Here is an 18966-nt window from a genome sequence, read left to right as displayed (position 1 = left end):
GAATTCCCATTTGTGGATTGCACGCGCGCCATGTTGCACAGGTGTAGTGACAGTGGCTAGCGACATAATGTTTCGGGCTTTTGCGTAAGACCGAATCAGAATGGTCTGTAGGACTTATTACAGATATTGGCCCGCGCTCGTTGAAAACAAGGGCGGGCCAATAACCTTCATGTTGGCAAATGTTTCAGACCGCTTCGAGCTTCGCGTAGCCCATCATCAGCCATTTGCTGCCTTCGGCGAAGTTCACCTGCACCCGTGCCTGGGCACCGGCGCCTTCGAAGTTGAGAATCACCCCTTCGCCGAAGATCGCATGCTTGACCTGCTGGCCCAGGCTGAACGGGGTTTCCGGAATCTCGGAACCGGCGAACATGCTGCTGGAGTTCTGCTGCTGACCGCCGCCGAACGGGCGGCTGACGCTGTTGGACAGGCGCACTTCCTGGATCAGGCCCTTCGGCACTTCACGTACGAAGCGCGACACCTTGTTGTAGGTCTCGCTGCCGTAGAGGCGTCGGGTCTCGGCGTAGGTCATCACCAGGTTCTGCATCGCGCGGGTGATGCCTACGTAGGCCAGGCGGCGTTCTTCCTCAAGGCGGCCGGGCTCTTCCAGGCTCATCTTGTGGGGGAACAGGCCTTCTTCCATGCCCACCAGGAACACATACGGGAACTCCAGGCCCTTGGCGCTGTGCAAGGTCATCAACTGGATGCTGTCTTCATGCTCATCGGCCTGGGTGTCGCCGGCTTCCAGGGATGCATGGCCGAGGAAAGCGGCGAGCGGAGTCAACTCTTCGTCTTCCTCGGTGTTTTCGAACGCGCGGGCGGCGCTGACCAGTTCCTCAAGGTTTTCTACCCGGGCCTGGCCTTTCTCGCCTTTTTCCGCTTCGTGATAGGCAATCAGCCCGGACTGCTCGATCACCGTCTGGGTCATCAGGTGCAGGGGCATTTCCGAACATTTGGCGGCGAGGTTCTCGATCAGCTCGACAAATACCCCCAGCGCGCCAGCAGCACGCCCCGTCAGGCCTTTATTGGCGATGAGCAGGCGCATGGACTCCCACATCGACACATCGGCATGGCGCGCGTGGTCGCGAATCGCCTCGACGGTTTTCTCACCGATGCCGCGCGCCGGGATATTGATGACCCGCTCCAGCGCCGCATCGTTGCCACGGCCTTCGAGCAAACGCAGGTAAGCCATGGCGTTCTTGATTTCCGCACGCTCGAAGAAGCGCTGGCCGCCATAAATGCGGTACGGGATGCGCTCGCGCAGCAAAGCCTCTTCCAGCACCCGCGATTGGGCGTTGGAGCGGTACAGGATCGCGATGTCGCTGCGCGCCAGGCCGGTTTTCAGTGCGCTTTCGATGGTTTCCACCACGTAGCGTGCTTCATCGTGCTCGTTGAACGCGGCGTACAGGTTGATCGCTTCGCCTTCGCCACCGTCGGTCCACAGCTCTTTGCCCAGGCGCCCGGTGTTATTGGCGATCAAGGCGTTGGCGGCCTTGAGGATGCCGGCGGTGGAGCGGTAGTTCTGCTCCAGGCGGATGGTGACCGCGTCCGGGAAGTCTTCGGAATACTGGTAGATGTTCTCGATTTTCGCGCCGCGCCAGCCGTAGATCGACTGGTCGTCGTCGCCCACCACCATCAGGCTGTCGCCGCCCTTGGCCAGCAGGCGCAACCAGGCGTACTGCACGGCGTTGGTGTCCTGGAATTCGTCCACCAGAATGTGACGGAAGCGTTTCTGGTAATGGGCCAGCAAGCCCGGGTTGTCGCGCCACAGGTCGAGGGCGCGCAGCAGCAGCTCGGAGAAGTCGATGACACCGGCGCGTGCGCAGGCCGCCTCGTAGGCCTCATAGATGCTGCGCATGGTGGCCAGGAACAAATCGCCGCTGGCCTGGATGTGCTGCGGGCGCAGGCCTTCGTCTTTCTGGCCGTTGATAAACCACTGGGCCTGGCGCGCCGGCCAGCGCTGCTCGTCGAGACCCAGCTCGCGGATCACGCGCTTGACCAGGCGTTGCTGGTCATCGCTGTCGAGGATCTGGAAGGTCTGGGCCAGGCCCGCTTCCTGCCAGTGTGCCCGCAGCAGGCGGTGTGCCAGGCCGTGGAAGGTGCCCACCCACATGCCGGCCGGGCTGATGCCCATCAACTGCTCGATGCGATGGCGCATCTCGGCAGCGGCCTTGTTGGTGAAGGTCACCGACAGGATGGAGTGCGGGGACGCGTTCTCGACCTGGATCAACCAGGCGATACGGTGCACCAGCACTCGGGTTTTACCGGAGCCAGCACCGGCCAGGACCAACTGACGGCCAACGGGGGCCGCTACGGCCTGGCGTTGGGCATCGTTGAGAGAGTTCAGCAAAAGAGAGAGATCATCGCGCATCGGCGCATTCTATGGGCCTAAGGAGACTCGGGCAAATCCCAATGCCGGGTGGTCGACGCAAAACGTCACGCGTGATCCCGCCGGGGCAAACATTCCGGCGTGACTGATGACCGGTAAGTCATGGCCCACAGCCCGCGCGGTGTCTTGCTCAAGGGGTCTGGCACCAAGGTTTGCGGCCAATCACTGCATGATTTTTATGATCTGGAGCAGTTTGGCCCAAGCGCTTGCTTGTGTATGCTCCGTCGACGTTTCGGGCTCACCATTATAAGAACACTGCCTATGACTCTCAGCAACGACCTGCTCGGCCCCTCGGCGGCGCCCGCGCAGGTTATCCGCAAACATTACGCCACCGAGATGGCGGTCGAGCGCACACGCCTGCTCTATCAGGGCTCATTGCTGCCCACCTTATTAATGCTGGTCAACGGCCTGGTCTGCGCCTGGCTGCTATGGAACCCCAAGCAATACCTGCTGGACAGCATCTGGCTGGTCTGGCTGCTGGCCCTGGTGGCGATGCGCGTGATCCAGGTGGCAGCCTTTGATTCAGCCATGCCCAGCCGGCAGGCCCAACCGATCTGGCGGCGCATGTTCATGCTCGGCTCGGCGGTCAGTGGCCTGACCTTGGCCACCGCAGCCGTCGCCCTGGTGCCGGTCGACAGCTTTATCCAGCAGGCCTGGGTGTTCGGCCTGATCGGTGCGGCGACGTTGTCAGCCAGCGTCGCCTACGCAGTTAGCTTTCCGGCGTTCTTGTCCTTTGCCTTGCCCTGCCTGGTGCCGGCCATTGCCTATCTGTTCTGGAGTGGCGCCCCGCAGCAACAGGGCTGGGGTGTGCTCGGCCTGATCCTGCTGGCCTCCCTGAGCGTGGTGGCGTGGCAGGTCAATCGCCTGATCCAGCGTGGGCTGTTGCGGCGGTTCCAGAACCAGGCATTGATCGAGCATCTGCAGCAGGCGCAGCAGCGCAGCGAGCAACTGAATCAGGATCTGGTGCGCGAAGTCGAGCAGCGGCGTCAGGTTGAGCAGGAGCTGCGTGAGGCGCAAGTCGGCCTGCAGGACCGCATGGCGCAACGCAGCCAGGAACTGGACGCCGCCAGCCTAGCCCTGAATAAAAGCGAGGCGCGCCTGGCCATGGCCCTGCAAGCCAGTGAACTGGGCCTGTGGGACTGGAACCTGCAAACCGACGAGGTTCATCACACCCAGCTCAAGGAGCTGTTCGGCCTGGAGCCCGAGCACGTCACGGCCATGCTCGGTCACCTCAAGCCGCGCCTGCACCCTGACGACCTGCCGCTGCTCAAGCGGGCGCTGGTGGAGCACCTCAAGGGGCGCACTGAGGATTACCAGGTGGAATACCGCGTGCGCCATGGCGATGGCCACTGGGTATGGATCGAAGACCGCGGTCGCGCCGTGGAGCGTGCACCCAGCGGGCGAGTGATTCGAATGCTCGGCACCCGCCGCGACATCAGCGCCGGCAAAGCCCTGGAAGAGCAGCAGCGGTTGGCCTCGACCGTATTCGAGGCAGCCAGCGAAGGCATCGTGATCCTTGACCCGGACTACGCGCTGATCGCGGTCAACCAGGCTTTCAGCCGCGTCACCGGCTTTGAAATCGACGATATGCTCGGTCGCAATGTCGTCGAGCTGCCCAGCAGCCGTGATGCCCGGCGCCACTTCCCGGTGATCCGCCAAGCCTTGCTCAGCCACGGCACCTGGCAGGGCGAGTTGGTGGAAACACGCAAGAACGGTGAGCTGTATCCACAGTGGCTGCAACTGAATGTAGTGCGTGATGTTCGCGGAAACGTCAGCCATATCGTGGGCTTCTTCGCCGATTTGTCAGCGCGGCGCGAATCCGAGGAGCGCATGCGCTACCTCACCCACTACGATGAGTTGACCGGCCTGGCCAACCGCTCGTTGTTCCGCGAACGGCTGCGCGAGGCGCATCAGCGTGTACGCCAAGGCGGGCGCAGCCTGGCGTTGCTGCATATCAACCTCGACCGCTTCAAGTTGCTCAATGACAGCCTGGGTCATGAAGTGGCCGACCAGTTGCTGCAAAAAATGGCCCGTCGGTTGATCAATGCCTTGCCCGAGGCCGACACCATCGCGCGTTTGTCCGGCGATGAATTCGCCGTGCTGTTCGACGCCTACGGCAACCTGTCGAGCCTGGCCCGAGTGGCCACGCGGCTGCTGGCCAAGCTGCGGGTGCCGGTGACGGTAGAAGGGCATGAGTTGGTGGTGAGTGCGTCGATGGGGATCAGTCTGTTGCCGGATAACGCGCGGGAAATTTCTGCGCTGGTCAGTCAATCGAACATGGCCATGCAGCACGCCAAGCACCTGGGCGGCAATAACTTCCAGTTCTACACCGACAGCCTGCAAGCCAGCACCCTGGAGCGTTTGCAGCTGGAAAACCATCTGCGCAAGGCCATTGATGAGCGCCAGCTCACGGTGTTCTACCAGCCGAAACTGTGCCTGGCCACGGGCAAGCTTAACGCTGCCGAAGCGCTGATCCGCTGGGAGCACCCGCAATGGGGCATGGTGCCGCCAGGCGACTTTATCGGCCTGGCCGAAGAAACGGGCCTGATCGTACCGCTGGGCGAATTCGTGCTGCGCCAGGCGTGCTGGCAGGCCTGTGAGTGGCAGCGCCAGGGGCTGGCACCGATCCGCGTGTCGGTGAACCTCTCGGTGCACCAGTTGCGCCAGGGCAAGCTGGTCAGCCTGGTGCGCCAGGTATTGGAAGAGACCGGCCTGGACCCGCAATACCTTGAGCTGGAGCTGACCGAAAGCCAGTTGCTCGACAGTGTTGAACACATCATTGCGACCTTCCAGCAACTGCGGGACCTGGGCGTGAAGCTGGCGATCGACGACTTTGGCACCGGCTATTCATCCCTCAGTTACCTCAAGCGTATCCCTGTGGATTACGTGAAGATCGACCAGACCTTTATCCGCGGCCTCGGCCAGGGGCGGGAAGACGCCGCTATTACCCGAGCGATCATTGCGATGGCGCACGGCTTGGCGCTCAAGGTGGTGGCCGAAGGCGTGGAAGATCAGCAGCAGCTGGATTTCCTGCGTACAGAACGATGCGATGAGGTGCAGGGCTACCTGATCAGTCGGCCGATGGAGGCCGAGGGGCTGGCAGATTTGTTACGCAGCAATGCAGATTTTCCCTGAAGACAGTCCTCACGCCCATATGGCTACAAGGCAGCTACCCGCTGATTCAAAGGGCATCAGGGCGATTTAGTGATGCATCGGGCGGGCAAAACGACAATTCTTGTAGTATAACTACAAGCTTGCTACATCCCTGGCCCCGCCAATAACAAGAGTCCTGCCCTTTGAACCTGTTGCAACATATCGCCCAGTCGCGCCACCTGTTACGCAAATCGGAACTCAAGGTTGCCGATCACGTGCTGCTTGACCCTGCGGCCGTGATGCACAGTTCCATGGCCGATCTGGCCCACAGTGTGGGCATCAGCGAGCCGACCATCGTGCGCTTCTGCCGCGCCATCGGTTGCTCCGGATTCCAGGACTTGAAGCTCAAGCTGGCCCAGAGCCTGGCCGCCGGCGCGAGCTTCGGCCAATTTGCGATTCACGAAGACGATTCCGTCGCCGACTACAGCCTGAAAATCTTCGACACCACCTTGCACACGCTGATGGAGGTGCGCGAGAAGCTTGACCCGGTGGAGTTGCAAAAGGCGGTGACCGCCATGTCCCAGGCCCAGCGTGTGGAGTTCTATGGTTTCGGCGCGTCCGGTGCGGTGGCAGCCGACGCCCAGCACAAATTTTTCCGCCTGCTGCTGACCGCGGCGGCCTACAGCGACCCGCACATGCAGGCGATGTCGGCGGTGACCTTGAAGCCGACTGACGTGGCGATCTGCATTTCCCAGTCGGGCCGCTCCAAAGACCTGCTGATCACCGCCAACCTGGTGCGTGAAAGCGGCGCGACGTTGATTACCTTGTGCCCGAGCCAGACGCCGTTGGCGGAGCTGTCCACGGTCAACCTGGCGATCGATGTGCACGAAGACACCGAGATCTACACCCCGCTGACCTCGCGTATCGCTCACCTGGTGGTGATCGACGTGCTGGCGATGGGCGTGGCCATGGCGCGGGGCCCGAGCCTGGTCAACCACCTCAAGAGCGTCAAGCGCAGCTTGCGCAGCCTGCGGTTGTCGCCCAAGTCCGTCAAAGCCCTCGACGACTGATCCAGGGCCATACACGCTCACAATGTGGGGGGGGGCCTGCTCCCGATAGCGGTGGGTCAGTCAAAGAGAAATTGGCTGATGTACCGTAATCGGGAGCAAGCCCCCTCCCACATTTGGATTGTTTACCTATTCGGAAGATTCATCGTCCTGTAACCCCCGCGCCGTTAAACCGTCATCGCTACAACCCATCCTGTACTCCCCGTACTCGCATTGGGAGACTCCAAATGGCCCGGCCCTACGAAGACAGCAACAGCTCCGTCAAAACCCGTCGTCAGCAGGAAGACCAGCGCCGCATGGCGTTCCGTCGCGCAATCGAAGACCGCTGCGACCAGCGTCAGCTGCAGCAGAGCATCAGTGACTACCCGGAACTCCATTGGCAGGCGCCCGCGGCTGCCCAGCGAAACGTTCAGCCAACGCGCTGATCTGCACCCGTTCGCTGCGGATAAAGCCCAGGAACGCATGGGCCACCGGTGACAGGCGCTTGGCTTTGGCCTGCACCAGGCACCAACTGCGGTACAGCGGCAGTTCTTCCACCGGCAGCTCCTTGAGCCCGCCGGTGGCCAGTTCCATATTGACCGCGTGGCGCGTCAGCAAGGCCACGCCAAGGCCGGCGCAGACGCATTCACGTTGCGCCTCGGCGGAGGCCACTTCCACCGTCTGGGTGAAGTGCACGCGTTTCTCCTTGAAATACTCCTCGCAAGCCAGCCGTGTGCCGGAACCCGGTTCGCGCAGCAACAGCGTGTAGGGTTCCAAGTCCTGCAAGCGCAGCGGCCCTTGCAGGCTCAAGGGGTGATCGGGTGGGGCTACGGCCACGATCGGGTTGTTGAGAAACGGCAGGAATTCCAGGCCCATGTCCTGGGGCACCATGGACATGATCACCAGGTCGTCGCGGTTGTCGGAGAGGCGCCGAATCACCTGGGCGCGGTTGACCACGGTCAGGTGCAGCTGTACTTCGGGATGCTGGCGCTTGAACGCGGCGAACAGGTGCGGCACGAAGTACTTGGCGCTGGACTCAATCGCGAGCTTTAGCTGGCCTTGCAAAGAACCCTGCATGTCCGACAGCTGCATATCGAGGTTTTCCAGGCGCCCGAAGATATCCCGACTGGCCCGTTGCAAGGCTTCGGCAGCTTCGGTCATGTAGAGCTTTTTGCCGACATAATCGAACAGCGGCTGGCCGATCAGCTCTTCCAGCTGGCGAATTTGCAGGCTAACGGCCGGTTGTGTGAGAGACATTTCCTCGGCGGCGCGGCTGTAGGAGCGCAAATCACACACTTCATTGAAGATCTGCAATTGACGCAATGTCATACGCATCAAAGACTTACGCATTATTCGATTCCTCTCTCCCCAGGCCGGCCGGCCAACTATAAGTCTTTACTTATGCACGACCCAATAATTATTGATTTTTGTTAATCCCTCCACGGGCTTAGTGTGTGCCTGCGACTGGCTTGAAACATTTGGTCACGCGCCGACCCGGCTCCAGCGGGTCGAAGAACGCAGCAATCGGCTCAAGGGAATTTCCAAGTGATAAAAAAGATCCTGATCGCCAACCGTGGTGAAATTGCCGTACGAATCGTGCGTGCCTGCGCCGAGATGGGCATTCGCTCGGTCGCGGTTTACTCGGACGCCGACCGCCATGCCTTGCACGTCAAGCGTGCCGACGAAGCCCACAGCATTGGCGCCGAGCCGCTGGCCGGCTACCTGAACCCGCGCAAGCTGGTGAACCTGGCGGTGGAAACCGGTTGTGATGCGCTGCACCCCGGCTACGGCTTCCTGTCGGAAAACGCCGAGCTGGCGGATATCTGCGCCGAACGTGGAATTAAATTCATCGGCCCTTCGGCTGAAGTGATTCGCCGCATGGGCGACAAGACTGAAGCCCGCCGCAGCATGATCAAGGCCGGCGTGCCGGTTACACCCGGTACCGAAGGCAACGTTGCCGACATCGCCGAGGCTCTCACCGAAGGCGACCGCATTGGTTATCCGGTGATGCTCAAGGCCACCTCCGGTGGTGGCGGTCGCGGTATCCGTCGCTGCAACAGCCGCGAAGAACTCGAACAAGCCTTCCCCCGCGTGATCTCCGAAGCCACCAAGGCCTTCGGCTCGGCGGAAGTGTTCCTGGAAAAATGCATCGTCAATCCCAAGCACATCGAGGCGCAGATCCTTGGTGACAGCTTCGGCAACGTGGTGCACTTGTTCGAGCGCGATTGCTCGATCCAGCGCCGCAACCAGAAGCTCATCGAAATCGCCCCGAGCCCGCAACTGACCCCGGAACAGCGCGCCTACATCGGCGACCTGTCGGTGCGCGCGGCCAAGGCCGTGGGCTACGAGAATGCCGGCACCGTGGAGTTCCTGCTCGCCGAAGGCGAGGTGTACTTCATGGAGATGAACACCCGGGTGCAGGTGGAACACACCATCACCGAAGAAATCACCGGGATCGACATTGTCCGCGAGCAGATCCGCATCGCCTCAGGCCTGCCGTTATCGGTAAAGCAGGAAGACATTCAGCACCGTGGCTTCGCGTTGCAGTTTCGCATCAACGCCGAAGACCCGAAGAACAACTTCCTCCCAAGCTTCGGCAAGATCACCCGTTACTACGCGCCCGGCGGCCCCGGCGTGCGTACCGACACAGCGATCTACACCGGCTACACCATCCCGCCGTTCTACGACTCCATGTGCCTGAAACTGGTGGTCTGGGCGTTGACCTGGGAAGAAGCCATGGACCGCGGCCTGCGTGCCCTGGACGACATGCGCCTGCAAGGCGTGAAGACCACTGCCGCCTATTACCAGGAAATCCTGCGTAACCCGGAATTCCGCAGCGGCCAGTTCAACACCAGTTTTGTGGAAAGCCACCCTGAGCTGACCAACTACTCGATCAAGCGCAAACCCGAAGAGCTGGCCCTGGCCATCGCCGCCGCCATCGCCGCCCACGCAGGCCTGTGAGGAACATAATAATGAGCAAGAAAATCTTCGTAACCGACACTATCCTGCGCGACGCCCACCAATCGTTGCTGGCGACCCGCATGCGCACCGACGACATGCTGCCGATCTGCGACAAGCTCGACAAAGTCGGCTACTGGTCCCTGGAAGTCTGGGGCGGCGCCACCTTCGACGCCTGCGTACGCTTCCTCAAGGAAGACCCGTGGGAGCGCCTGCGCAAACTGCGCGCCGCGTTGCCTAACACGCGCCTGCAAATGCTCCTGCGTGGCCAGAACCTGCTGGGCTACCGCCATTACAGCGACGATGTGGTCAAGGCCTTCGTGGCCAAGGCTGCCGTCAACGGTATCGACGTATTCCGCATCTTCGATGCCATGAACGACGTGCGTAACCTGCGCGTGGCCATCGAAGCGGTCAAAGCCGCTGGCAAACACGCCCAGGGCACCATCGCCTACACCACCAGCCCGGTGCACACCGTCGAGGCCTTCGTGGCCCAGGCCAAGCAGCTGGAGTCCATGGGGTGCGACTCGATCGCGATCAAGGACATGGCCGGCCTGCTGACTCCGTATGCCACCGGTGAGCTGGTCAAGGCGCTGAAAACTGAGCAGAGCCTGCCGATCTTTATCCACTCTCACGACACCGCCGGTTTGGCTGCGATGTGCCAACTCAAGGCCATCGAAAACGGTGCCGACCATATCGATACCGCAATCTCCAGCTTCGCCTGGGGCACCAGCCACCCGGGCACCGAGTCGATGGTCGCCGCCCTTAAAGGCAGCGAATTCGACACCGGCCTCGACCTGGAACTGCTGCAAGAGATCGGCCTGTACTTCTATGCCGTGCGCAAGAAATACCACCAGTTCGAAAGCGAATTCACCGCCGTCGACACCCGTGTGCAAGTCAACCAGGTACCGGGCGGGATGATTTCCAACCTGGCCAACCAGTTGAAAGAGCAGGGCGCTCTCAACCGCATGAGCGAAGTGCTGGCTGAAATTCCACGGGTGCGTGAAGACCTCGGCTTCCCGCCCCTGGTGACCCCGACTTCGCAGATCGTCGGCACCCAGGCGTTCTTCAACGTGCTGGCCGGTGAGCGCTACAAGACCATCACCAACGAAGTGAAGCTGTACCTGCAAGGCGGCTACGGCAAGGCGCCGGGCACCGTGAACGAGAAGTTGCGTCGCCAGGCCATCGGCAGCGAAGACGTGATCGACGTGCGCCCAGCTGACCTGCTCAAGCCGGAGATGACCAAGCTGCGCGGCGAAATCGGCGCATTGGCCAAGTCCGAAGAAGACGTGCTGACCTACGCCATGTTCCCGGACATCGGGCGCAAGTTCCTCGAGGAACGCGACGCCGGCACCCTGACGCCAGAGGTGCTGCTGCCTATCCCTGAGGCCGGCGGCGTGGCCCGTGCCGGTGGTGAAGGCGTGCCGACCGAGTTCGTTATCGACGTGCACGGCGAAAGCTACCGCGTGGACATCACCGGGGTCGGCGTGAAAGCCGAAGGCAAACGCCACTTCTACCTGTCCATCGACGGCATGCCGGAAGAAGTGGTGTTCGAACCGCTCAACGAATTCGTCGGCGGTGGCGGCAGCAAGCGCAAGCAGGCCAGCGAGCCGGGGCATGTCAGCACGGCGATGCCGGGCAATATCGTCGATGTGCTGGTCAAGGAGGGCGATGTGGTCAAGGCCGGCCAGGCCGTGCTGATCACCGAAGCGATGAAGATGGAAACCGAAGTGCAGGCTGCGATTGCCGGCAAGGTGACCGCCGTTCACGTGGCCAAAGGCGACCGGGTGAACCCTGGCGAAATCCTGATTGAAATCGAAGGCTGATCCAGCCTTCGACACGACCGTTTAATCCTCGGGGGGGCAGGTGCTCCCCTTTTTTTTGCCTGATGATCAGGCTACGTCATGGCTCAGAACGCTATCGCCCACTGGCCCATCACCCCTTGATTGCGGCTGTGGCTGCCGAACTCGGCGGAATAGGTCAGGCCCACGCTGTGTGTCTCCGACAGCGCCATGTCCAGGCCGGTACGCAGCGCCAGGCTGTTACGGTCCAGTGAGGTGCCGCCGATGGTGAACGAGCTGTCGAAGTCCTCGCGTTTTTCCCCGGCGAAGGACTGGCGCACATGGCTGCCGACGTCGCCATACAGATGTTTCCAGCTGGTGCTCAGGTGCGGTTTGAGCGTGATTTGGTTGCCCAAGGCAAAGTCGCGGGTCAAACGCAGGCCAAAGGTACTGCTGAAGTTTTGCTGGGTCTGTGCACCAACGTCCAGCGCGCTATCGCCACCCTTCTCCACGAAGCGGTCGCGCTGATAACGCTGGAAACCCAGTGCGGCAAAGGGCTGGGCGCGTAAGCCACCTGTATGAAATTGATAGCCCAGTTCGGCGAAGGCGTTTTGGCTCCGCGCTTTGTACTTACCCGTGAGGTGTTCGCGGTAATTGATGAAGTCGAAATCGACATTGCGTTGGTTCTGCCCGCTATGCCTGCTGTAGAGCGCGCCCAGGCGCAGTGCCAGCGGCCCGTCCTGGCGCACCGCATAAGCGCCTAGATGCCAGCTGTCCAGTTCGCCTTTGAAACGTTTGGCGCTCAGGTCACTGCCCGACTTACCGCCCACCACGCCGAGTCGCCAGGCGTTGTCGGCCGACCAGTCGGCGCCCAGCAGCAAGCCTTGGCTGCGTTGCTTCAAACCAACGCTTCCGTGTTGAGCATCCAGAGTGCCGGCGCCGCCCAAGGCTTGGAGCCATACACGGCTGCCCTCGTCGGTGTCGTTATCCAGCTGACGTACTGCCGACAGCAGGCTGGCGTTCAATTGTTTCATGCTGTTTTGGGTGGCGCTGCCCAGGTTGGCGTTCTGGCTACCCGCCAATTGTTCCAGTACCGCGCCCAATCGCCCTGGCTCCAGGCTGCCCAGGTACTCGCCGTATTGCTCAAGTCGGTATTTTTCCCACTCGTTCAGTTCGTCCGACGCCAGCAGGTCATCCACCGCGGCGTCGAGCACACGGGCGACGCTCAGGCCATTGCGGCTGGTGGCATGGTCAGCGAAGTAGAAGTCTTCGGGCGCGGGCAGGGCCGGTTCATGAGGGCTTTTCTCACTGTGCTCCGCGAGCGGATCGAACCATTCGCTGTCTGGCTCCATGTCGCCCCGTGCCTGTGCGTATTGAGCACAGGTGGCCCCCAGCGCGAGGGTGATGGCGAGTACGAGTTGTTTCTGAATGAGCGGCATGTAAACCCACCTCTTGATGTATGAGGCGGGGAATTTAGCGGGGCACTCGGAGGATAACTGTCAGGCCAGGCAGTGCTCGTTTGCGGGAGATGTCTCTAGCCTGATGCGAAAAAGAATGCAGCAGGATTGGCACCGTAAGGTTGCGGTCGATGGTTACTTTACTGACCTCACCCTCGCTTTACATACCCCTTGCCAAAATGGCGTTCCATCCGCGCCTGGATCAGTTCCAGCCCGAGGGACATGATCCAATAGATGATTGCCGCGGTGCTGAGCATCTCGATGTAGCGATAACTGGAGCGCCCGTAGGATTGCGCCAGGAACATCACTTCCCACACGCCCATCACCGAGATCAGTGACGAGTCCTTGAGCATGGAGATGAACTGGTTGGTCGCCGGCGGGATGATGGTGCGCATGGCCTGGGGCAGGGTGACGTGCCAGAAGATCGCGCTGTCGCGCATGCCAAGGGCCAGCGCGGCTTCCCGTTGCCCATGAGGGACGCCCAGGATACCGGCGCGGAAGATTTCGCTCAGGTAAGCGCCGTAGTTCAGCGACAGCGCGATGATCCCCGCGACGATGGCACCCGGCACCAGGCCCAGCTGCGGCAGGCCGAGGTAGATCAGCAGGATCTGGATCAGCAACGGCGTGCCACGGAAAAACGACGCGTAAAAGCTGGCTATGCCAAAGGCCACGGCACTCTTGGACAAGCGCCCGAGCGCAGTGACAAAGCCCAGCACCGACGAAGCGGCAATCGAACACAGGCACAGGAACAGCGTCAGCGCTGCGCCTTGCAGGAAGCCATTGGGGGCCAGGTGCAGGCCAACCAGGTTGGGCAGCTTGTCGAGGATGATCGAGAACTTCAGGTCAAAGCTCAGGAAGAAACTGGCAAACAGGGCGAACAGGGCCGCCCAGGTCAGGTAAAGCCGCGTGCGAAAGCCCAGCAGGGCGCGCGCAGGTTTTGGAGGAACACTCATTGGCTGATATCGGCACCGATCCATTTTTGCGACAGTTTGCTCAGGGTGCCGTCCTGTTTCAACTGGGCAAACACCTCACGCACCTTGGCGTCCCACTGAGCGTCGCCTTTTTCGATGGCGACCGAATTGGGTTCGGCGTACAGCGGCGCGCCGGCGAGCTTGAAGCGTTTGTCTTCGTTCAGGCGCGGCTGGGCGGTGACCAGGTTGGTGAGGATTGCATCCAGGCGCACACCGGCGCCCAGGCCGAGGTCCTGGAAGGCGACGTTATCGGTGTCGTACGGGGCGATCTGCACGTCCTCGAACGGGTACTGCAGTTGGGTGTCTTCGGCGCCTTCGATCACCAGGTTCTTGTTCAGATAGCTTTCGTAGCTGGAGGCGCTGGTGAGCCCGACCTTTTTACCGCTCAGGTCCTTGGCGCCATGGATGCTGTCATCTTTGGCATTGACCACGATTACGGCGGGGGAGGCGTAGTACTCCACCGGGAAATCAAACACCTCGGCGCGGGCCTTGCTCGGGGTCATGGAGCAGATGCAGATGTCGTAGCGACCGCTCCAGCGGCCAGCGGCGATCACGTCCCACGACGGCGTTTCCAGACGCAGTTTCACACCGAGCTTTTGCGCGACGGCCTTGGCCACATCGACATCGAAGCCGTCGAGTTGGTTTTGGTCGTTGAGGAACGAGAACGGCGGGTAGCTTTCCATCAGCACGCCCACCAGTTCTTTCTTCTTCTCAATCCGGTCCAGGGTCGCGCCGCCAAAGGCTTGGGTGGAGGCAGCAAGCATCGTCAGGCCCAAGGCCAATAGCGGTTTAAGTTTCAAAGTGGGCACCTGAATAAAAAAGAGTTGTTATGAACCGAATTGAACGTATTAAATAGTTATAAGAACGACTCTCATAGTGAGTTATTTTCATAAGCTTATGAGTAAAAAGCATATGGGCGCAGTAAGCACAGTAATTCTGGACGGCGGCATGGGCCGTGAACTGCAACGACGCGGTGCGCCCTTCAGGCAGCCGGAGTGGTCGGCGCTGGCCTTGAGCGAAGCACCGCAGGCGGTGGAGGCGGTGCATGCGGCCTATATCGACAGCGGCGCCAACGTGATCACCAGCAACAGCTACGCGGTGGTGCCGTTTCATATCGGTGAGGCGCGGTTTGCTGCCGAAGGCCAGGCCCTGGCGGCACTGGCGGGTGAATTGGCCAGAAGGGCGGTGCAGGCTTCGGGCAAAGCCGTGCGTGTGGCCGGCTCGTTGCCGCCGTTGTTTGGTTCGTATCGTCCCGACCTGTTCGAGCCGCAGCGCGTGTCTGAATTGCTGACACCGCTGGTGCAGGGCCTGGCACCCCATGTCGATCTGTGGCTGGCGGAGACCCAGAGCTCAATCGTCGAAGCGCGGGCGATTCATGCGGGTCTGCCGAAGGATGGCAAGCCGTTCTGGCTGTCGTTTACCTTGAAAGATGAAGACACCGACGATGTACCGCGCCTGCGTTCCGGCGAACCGGTGGCGGATGCGGCCGAAGCGGCGGCGCAGCTGGGCGTGCAAGTGTTGCTGTTCAATTGCAGCCAGCCGGAAGTGATCGGCGCGGCGATCGATGCCGCGCGCCAAACCTTCGAGCGGCTGGGCGTGGCGATTCAGATCGGCGCCTACGCCAACGCCTTCCCGCCACAGCCCAAGGAAGCCACGGCCAACGACGGCCTGGACCCCTTGCGCGAGGATCTCGACCCACCGGGCTACCTGCAGTGGGCCGCGGACTGGCAAAAGCGTGGTGCCAGCCACTTGGGCGGTTGCTGCGGGATCGGGCCGGAGCACATTGCGGTGCTGGCCCAGAAGCTGGTCTAAGCCTTAAAGCGCCTGGCGGCGACACTCCGCCAGGCCCTTCAACTGCCCGGAACCTGCCTGGTTCGCCTCGGACAACCACGCCTCAAACCCCGCGCCCACCGTCGGCCACTCCGAATCCAGAATCGAATACCAGGCCGTATCCCGGTTCTGCCCCTTCACCACCATATGCTGGCGAAACACCCCTTCAAAACTGAACCCCAACCGCTCAGCCGCATATTTGGAGCGGGCGTTGCCGTTGTTGCACTTCCACTCCAGGCGTCGGTAGCCCTGCTCGAAGGCGTATTTGGCCAAGAGGTACACCGCCTCGGTGCTTTTGGGTGAGCGCTGCATCGGCGCGCCGAAGGTGACATGGCCGATTTCGATACGGCCCTGGGCCGGTACGATGGACATCAGGCTGAGGATGCCCTGCACCTGGCCGGACGCACGGTCGACCACGCTGAAGAAATACGGATCGCTATTCGCCGCATGGTTGTTCAACCACGCATCGAACGCGGCGCGCTCGGCAAACGGGCCGTAAGGCAGGTAGTCCCACAGCTTGGGGTCGGCACCGGGGCCTTCGAGGGCTTGCCACAATTGATCGGCGTGGCGCGCCGGGTCGAGTTTTTCCAGGCGGATAAAGCGCCCTTCGAGCAGTTGCGCGGTGGGCGCCGGGGCGCCTTTCCAGTCGGCGAGGGAAGTAGACATGCTGCGCTCCTTAAAGACCTTTGCGAAATTGAATGAAGCCAGGGCGTTCGGCGATGCGCTCGTAGAGTTGGATCGCGGTGGCGTTGGTCTCGTGGGTCAGCCAGTGGACCTTGCAGCAGCCGTCGGCCTTGGCAGTGGCGTAGACGAACTCGATCAGTTTACGGCCGACACCAGTGCCGCGCTGAGCCGGGTCCACCAGCAGGTCCTGCAGGTAGCAGGAGTTTTCGATGCTCCAGTTGGAACGGTGGTAGATGAAATTGACCATGCCCACCGCCTTGCCATCCTGCCAGGCCAACGCGGAGTGGGTCGGCTCATTGGGATCGATCAGGCGCTGCCAGGTGCTCTGGCTGACGGCGTCCGGCAGTTCGGTGTTGTAGAACGTCAAGTACGCCTGCCACAGCGGCAGCCAGGCGGCGTGGTCGGCCGCGGTGACCTGGCGGATGTCGATCTGGCTCATTCTGAAACTCCTTGGGGAATAAAGCGCGCGAGGGTCTGGTCGCGGATATCGGCGCTGGAGGCCAGCCCGTCGCGTACGCCGGCGATGTCCGCTGCGCTGCGGTTTTGACTGAGCTTGCGTTTGCCGATCAGGCGCTCGATCGGCAGGCTGAAGCCGACGATGGCCTTGAGCATGCCGTCAATGTAATCAGCCGGGGCGTCGCTGACTTTCCAGGGCTGGGCGCGGTTGCCCTCGTGGCGGTCGGTGAGGGCGCTGACCACGCCGAGCACCCGTTCGGCATCGGTAAACACCTCGGCCTTGCCATAGGCATGCACCGCGATGTAATTCCAGGTGGGCACCACTTTGCCGTGCTCAGCCTTGGCCGGGTAAAACGCCGGACTGACGTAGGCCTCGGCGCCGGCAAAGATCACCAGGGCTTCGCTGCCGTTTTGCAGGTCGCGCCACTGCGGATTGGCCTTGGCCAGGTGCCCGTACAGTGTGCCATTGGGGCCTTCATCGGGATTGAGCAGCAGCGGCAAATGGCTGGCCTGCAGGCCTTGTTCACCCAAGGTCACCAACTGCGCCAGGCGTGTGTGCTGGATCAGTTGCTGTATCTCGGGCAAGTCTTCGAGGGCAAAGGCACGAGGTGTGTACATGAATATTTTCCTTGGCGAATGCCTGCATCCTAGGCAGGCTAATGGTTCGTTGTAAGAGCCATCTAACGTCAATTTAATAGGTCCAATTCGATGCCTTCCGTAGAGCCGCCGCTGTCGTTCAACCCTGCCGGTATTGAGTTGGATCGGCGGCAAGGCCTGACACGCCAACTCTATGAAGCCTTACGCCAGCGCGTGCTGGATGGCCGGCTGGTCAGCGGTACGCGCTTGCCCGCCAGCCGTGACTTGGCGGCGGCCCTGGCGATTTCCCGTAACAGCGTGGTGCGTGCCTACGATCAGCTGTACGCCGAAGGTTTTATCGAAGGCCGCGTGGGTGACGGTACCTATGTCGCCCAACTGCCCAGCCCGAAAAAACTATCCACAAAAGTGTCCACAGGGTTATCAACAGGCTTATCCCCAGCCTTATCCACAAAATGGGCCGATTTACCGGAAGATCTCGCTGGCGAAGTTATCCACAGGTCGGCCTTGGGGCGCGTGCGAAATAACCATTTGCCACAACCGCCAGCCGGTCCGCCCAAGGCCTTTCGCGTGGGCGTGCCGGCTTTCGATCTGTTCCCGTTTGAGGTCTGGGCCAAGCTGAACGGGGCGTTCTGGCGCAAACCCGACATGGAGCAATTGTGCTACGGCGACCCGGCAGGCGATGCGCGGCTGCGCGGGTTGATCGCGGCGTACCTGCGCAGTTCACGGGGCATGCAGTGCACGGCTGAGCAAATAGTGATCACCAGCGGCGCACAGCAGGCAATCAGCCTTTGTGCACAGTTGCTGGTAGAGCCAGGTGACGGGGTGGCGGTGGAAAACCCGGGCTATCGCGCCGCAGGTCACGCATTCGCCTTGGCCGGTGCCAATTTGCAGGGCGTGCCGGTGGACAGCGACGGCATCGATTGCCAGGTCCTGAATACCTTGGTCAATTGCCGCCTGGCCTATGTCACGCCCTCCCATCAATACCCGCTGGGCGTGGTGATGAGCCTGGCGCGGCGTCTGGAGTTGCTGGCCTGGGCCGAGCGCACCGGCGGTTGGATCGTGGAGGACGACTATGACGGCGAATACCGCTACAGCGGCGCACCGCTGGCGCCCCTGGCCGCGCTGGACCGCAGTGGGCGTGTGCTCTACGTCGGCACCTTCGGCAAAGTCGCGTTCCCGGCCTTGCGCCTGGGCTATCTGGTGTTGCCGCCTGGCCTGGTCGATGCCTTCTCGCGGCGCCGTGCGGTGGATATGCGCCACTCGGAAGTCAGCACCCAAGCCGTGATGGCCGAATTCATGGCGGCCGGACACTTCCAGCGGCATATCCGTCGGATGCGGCGTGCGGCATTGAGCCGGCGCAATGCCTTGCTCGCCGGGTGGCCGCGCGGTTTGCCGGGTGTCGGCGAGTTGCCCGTCATTGCCGCAGGGCTCCACATGACCGTGCGCGTGGACAGCCTGGCCCGCGAGCAACAGCTGCTTGAGCAGGCCCGTGCCGTGGACGTCGAAATCAATGGGTTAAGCAGTTACTGGCTGGCGCAATCCACCCCCCCGGAAGACCAGCGCGCCGGCCTGGTGCTGGGCTTTGCTGCCGTACCCGAAGCGGCCGTCGCCGAGGCCCTGGCGACGTTGCGCAGGGCCTGGCACTTCGGTTGACCATCAGTGTTGGGAAAACAAGCAGCGGGCCAGCGGCAGAGTCAGCGAGTGCGCGGC

The 18966-nt window shown here is 61.8% G+C and carries 15 protein-coding genes; 7 read left to right on the top strand and 8 right to left on the bottom strand.

From position 1 onward, the window contains the following. Positions 1–184: 184 nt before the first annotated feature. Positions 185–2368 (bottom strand): DNA helicase II, encoded by a 2184-nt coding sequence (uvrD, locus tag FBY10_RS07870; protein WP_131697706.1) that lies wholly within the window; start codon positions 2366–2368, stop codon positions 185–187. A 279-nt stretch (positions 2369–2647) separates the two neighbouring features. Between uvrD and FBY10_RS07865 the strand changes: the two genes are divergently transcribed. From FBY10_RS07865 to FBY10_RS31680, 3 genes are all read left to right on the top strand, one after another. After that, entirely contained in the window at positions 2648–5521 is a 2874-nt protein-coding gene (locus tag FBY10_RS07865) for an EAL domain-containing protein (RefSeq protein ID WP_145337383.1), read from the top strand. 161 nt (positions 5522–5682) lie between these two features. Then, entirely contained in the window at positions 5683–6549 is an 867-nt protein-coding gene (hexR, locus tag FBY10_RS07860; RefSeq protein WP_010168370.1) for a transcriptional regulator HexR, read from the top strand. 224 nt (positions 6550–6773) lie between these two features. After that, positions 6774–6971: a PA3496 family putative envelope integrity protein gene (locus FBY10_RS31680; protein WP_074848013.1), complete on the top strand. Its 198-nt coding sequence runs from the start codon at positions 6774–6776 to the stop codon at positions 6969–6971. Here FBY10_RS31680 and FBY10_RS07850 read toward each other — a convergent pair. After that, positions 6901–7875: a LysR family transcriptional regulator gene (locus FBY10_RS07850; RefSeq protein WP_131697704.1), complete on the bottom strand. Its 975-nt coding sequence runs from the start codon at positions 7873–7875 to the stop codon at positions 6901–6903. The two genes, FBY10_RS31680 and FBY10_RS07850, sit on opposite strands and share 71 nt — an antisense overlap. Positions 7876–8070: 195 nt before the next feature. On the opposite strand from FBY10_RS07850, the gene FBY10_RS07845 reads away from it, so the two are divergent. Together FBY10_RS07845 and oadA are read left to right on the top strand one after the other, a co-directional pair. Continuing rightward, on the top strand, positions 8071–9486 hold the full coding sequence (locus tag FBY10_RS07845; protein WP_003213442.1) for an acetyl-CoA carboxylase biotin carboxylase subunit: 1416 nt from the start codon (positions 8071–8073) through the stop codon (positions 9484–9486). A gap of 11 nt (positions 9487–9497) precedes the next feature. Continuing rightward, on the top strand, positions 9498–11306 hold the full coding sequence (oadA, locus tag FBY10_RS07840) for a sodium-extruding oxaloacetate decarboxylase subunit alpha (RefSeq protein ID WP_131697703.1): 1809 nt from the start codon (positions 9498–9500) through the stop codon (positions 11304–11306). Between the two features lie 83 nt (positions 11307–11389). On the opposite strand, the gene FBY10_RS07835 is transcribed toward oadA, so the two are convergent. The 3 genes from FBY10_RS07835 to FBY10_RS07825 all read right to left on the bottom strand — a co-directional run bounded on the left by FBY10_RS07835 (position 11390) and on the right by FBY10_RS07825 (position 14489). After that, positions 11390–12700, bottom strand: a complete 1311-nt coding sequence (locus FBY10_RS07835) for an autotransporter domain-containing protein (RefSeq protein ID WP_145337384.1) — start codon at positions 12698–12700, stop codon at positions 11390–11392. A 167-nt stretch (positions 12701–12867) separates the two neighbouring features. Beyond that, complete coding sequence (locus FBY10_RS07830) at positions 12868–13671, bottom strand: amino acid ABC transporter permease (protein ID WP_371920965.1); 804 nt, start codon at positions 13669–13671, stop codon at positions 12868–12870. Then, positions 13668–14489, bottom strand: coding sequence for an ABC transporter substrate-binding protein (locus FBY10_RS07825; RefSeq protein ID WP_131697701.1), 822 nt, complete (start codon positions 14487–14489; stop codon positions 13668–13670). Before FBY10_RS07825 ends, FBY10_RS07830 begins: the two co-directional genes overlap by 4 nt. 112 nt (positions 14490–14601) lie before the next feature. Here FBY10_RS07825 and FBY10_RS07820 point away from each other — a divergent pair, with 112 nt between their 5' ends. Continuing rightward, positions 14602–15501 (top strand): homocysteine S-methyltransferase family protein, encoded by a 900-nt coding sequence (locus tag FBY10_RS07820; protein WP_131697700.1) that lies wholly within the window; start codon positions 14602–14604, stop codon positions 15499–15501. Between the two features lie 3 nt (positions 15502–15504). Here the strand turns inward: FBY10_RS07820 and FBY10_RS07815 are convergent, their stop codons facing one another. From FBY10_RS07815 to FBY10_RS07805, 3 genes are read right to left on the bottom strand one after another with little or no spacing between them, the layout of a single operon-like run. Next, positions 15505–16185: a GNAT family N-acetyltransferase gene (locus tag FBY10_RS07815; RefSeq protein ID WP_027608228.1), complete on the bottom strand. Its 681-nt coding sequence runs from the start codon at positions 16183–16185 to the stop codon at positions 15505–15507. 10 nt (positions 16186–16195) lie between these two features. After that, positions 16196–16642 carry a GNAT family N-acetyltransferase gene (locus FBY10_RS07810; RefSeq protein ID WP_131697698.1) on the bottom strand — a complete coding sequence of 149 codons (447 nt, stop codon included), beginning with the start codon at positions 16640–16642 and terminating at the stop codon, positions 16196–16198. After that, positions 16639–17277: an FMN-binding negative transcriptional regulator gene (locus tag FBY10_RS07805; protein ID WP_145337385.1), complete on the bottom strand. Its 639-nt coding sequence runs from the start codon at positions 17275–17277 to the stop codon at positions 16639–16641. Before FBY10_RS07805 ends, FBY10_RS07810 begins: the two co-directional genes overlap by 4 nt. 90 nt (positions 17278–17367) lie before the next feature. On the opposite strand from FBY10_RS07805, the gene FBY10_RS07800 reads away from it, so the two are divergent. Further along, positions 17368–18909: a PLP-dependent aminotransferase family protein gene (locus FBY10_RS07800; protein ID WP_145337386.1), complete on the top strand. Its 1542-nt coding sequence runs from the start codon at positions 17368–17370 to the stop codon at positions 18907–18909. Positions 18910–18966: the final 57 nt, after the last annotated feature.

It is taken from the genome of Pseudomonas sp. SJZ103 (assembly GCF_007828335.1).
Classification (GTDB): Bacteria; Pseudomonadota; Gammaproteobacteria; order Pseudomonadales; family Pseudomonadaceae; genus Aquipseudomonas.
The sequence above is the reverse complement of the archived record's forward strand: the minus strand, read 5'-3'. Positions and strand labels throughout refer to the sequence as shown.

What these genes read in the sequence shown, in the direction of transcription:
- uvrD (WP_131697706.1), bottom strand. Translation starts at nt 2,368, where the DNA reads ATGCGCGATGATCTCTCTCTTTTGCTGAACTCTCTCAACGATGCCCAA.
- FBY10_RS07865 (WP_145337383.1), top strand. Translation starts at nt 2,648, where the DNA reads ATGACTCTCAGCAACGACCTGCTCGGCCCCTCGGCGGCGCCCGCGCAG.
- FBY10_RS31680 (WP_074848013.1), top strand. Translation starts at nt 6,774, where the DNA reads ATGGCCCGGCCCTACGAAGACAGCAACAGCTCCGTCAAAACCCGTCGT.
- FBY10_RS07850 (WP_131697704.1), bottom strand. Translation starts at nt 7,875, where the DNA reads ATGCGTAAGTCTTTGATGCGTATGACATTGCGTCAATTGCAGATCTTC.
- oadA (WP_131697703.1), top strand. Translation starts at nt 9,498, where the DNA reads ATGAGCAAGAAAATCTTCGTAACCGACACTATCCTGCGCGACGCCCAC.
- FBY10_RS07835 (WP_145337384.1), bottom strand. Translation starts at nt 12,700, where the DNA reads ATGCCGCTCATTCAGAAACAACTCGTACTCGCCATCACCCTCGCGCTG.
- FBY10_RS07830 (WP_371920965.1), bottom strand. Translation starts at nt 13,671, where the DNA reads ATGAGTGTTCCTCCAAAACCTGCGCGCGCCCTGCTGGGCTTTCGCACG.
- FBY10_RS07820 (WP_131697700.1), top strand. Translation starts at nt 14,602, where the DNA reads ATGGGCGCAGTAAGCACAGTAATTCTGGACGGCGGCATGGGCCGTGAA.
- FBY10_RS07815 (WP_027608228.1), bottom strand. Translation starts at nt 16,185, where the DNA reads ATGTCTACTTCCCTCGCCGACTGGAAAGGCGCCCCGGCGCCCACCGCG.
- FBY10_RS07810 (WP_131697698.1), bottom strand. Translation starts at nt 16,642, where the DNA reads ATGAGCCAGATCGACATCCGCCAGGTCACCGCGGCCGACCACGCCGCC.
- FBY10_RS07805 (WP_145337385.1), bottom strand. Translation starts at nt 17,277, where the DNA reads ATGTACACACCTCGTGCCTTTGCCCTCGAAGACTTGCCCGAGATACAG.
- FBY10_RS07800 (WP_145337386.1), top strand. Translation starts at nt 17,368, where the DNA reads ATGCCTTCCGTAGAGCCGCCGCTGTCGTTCAACCCTGCCGGTATTGAG.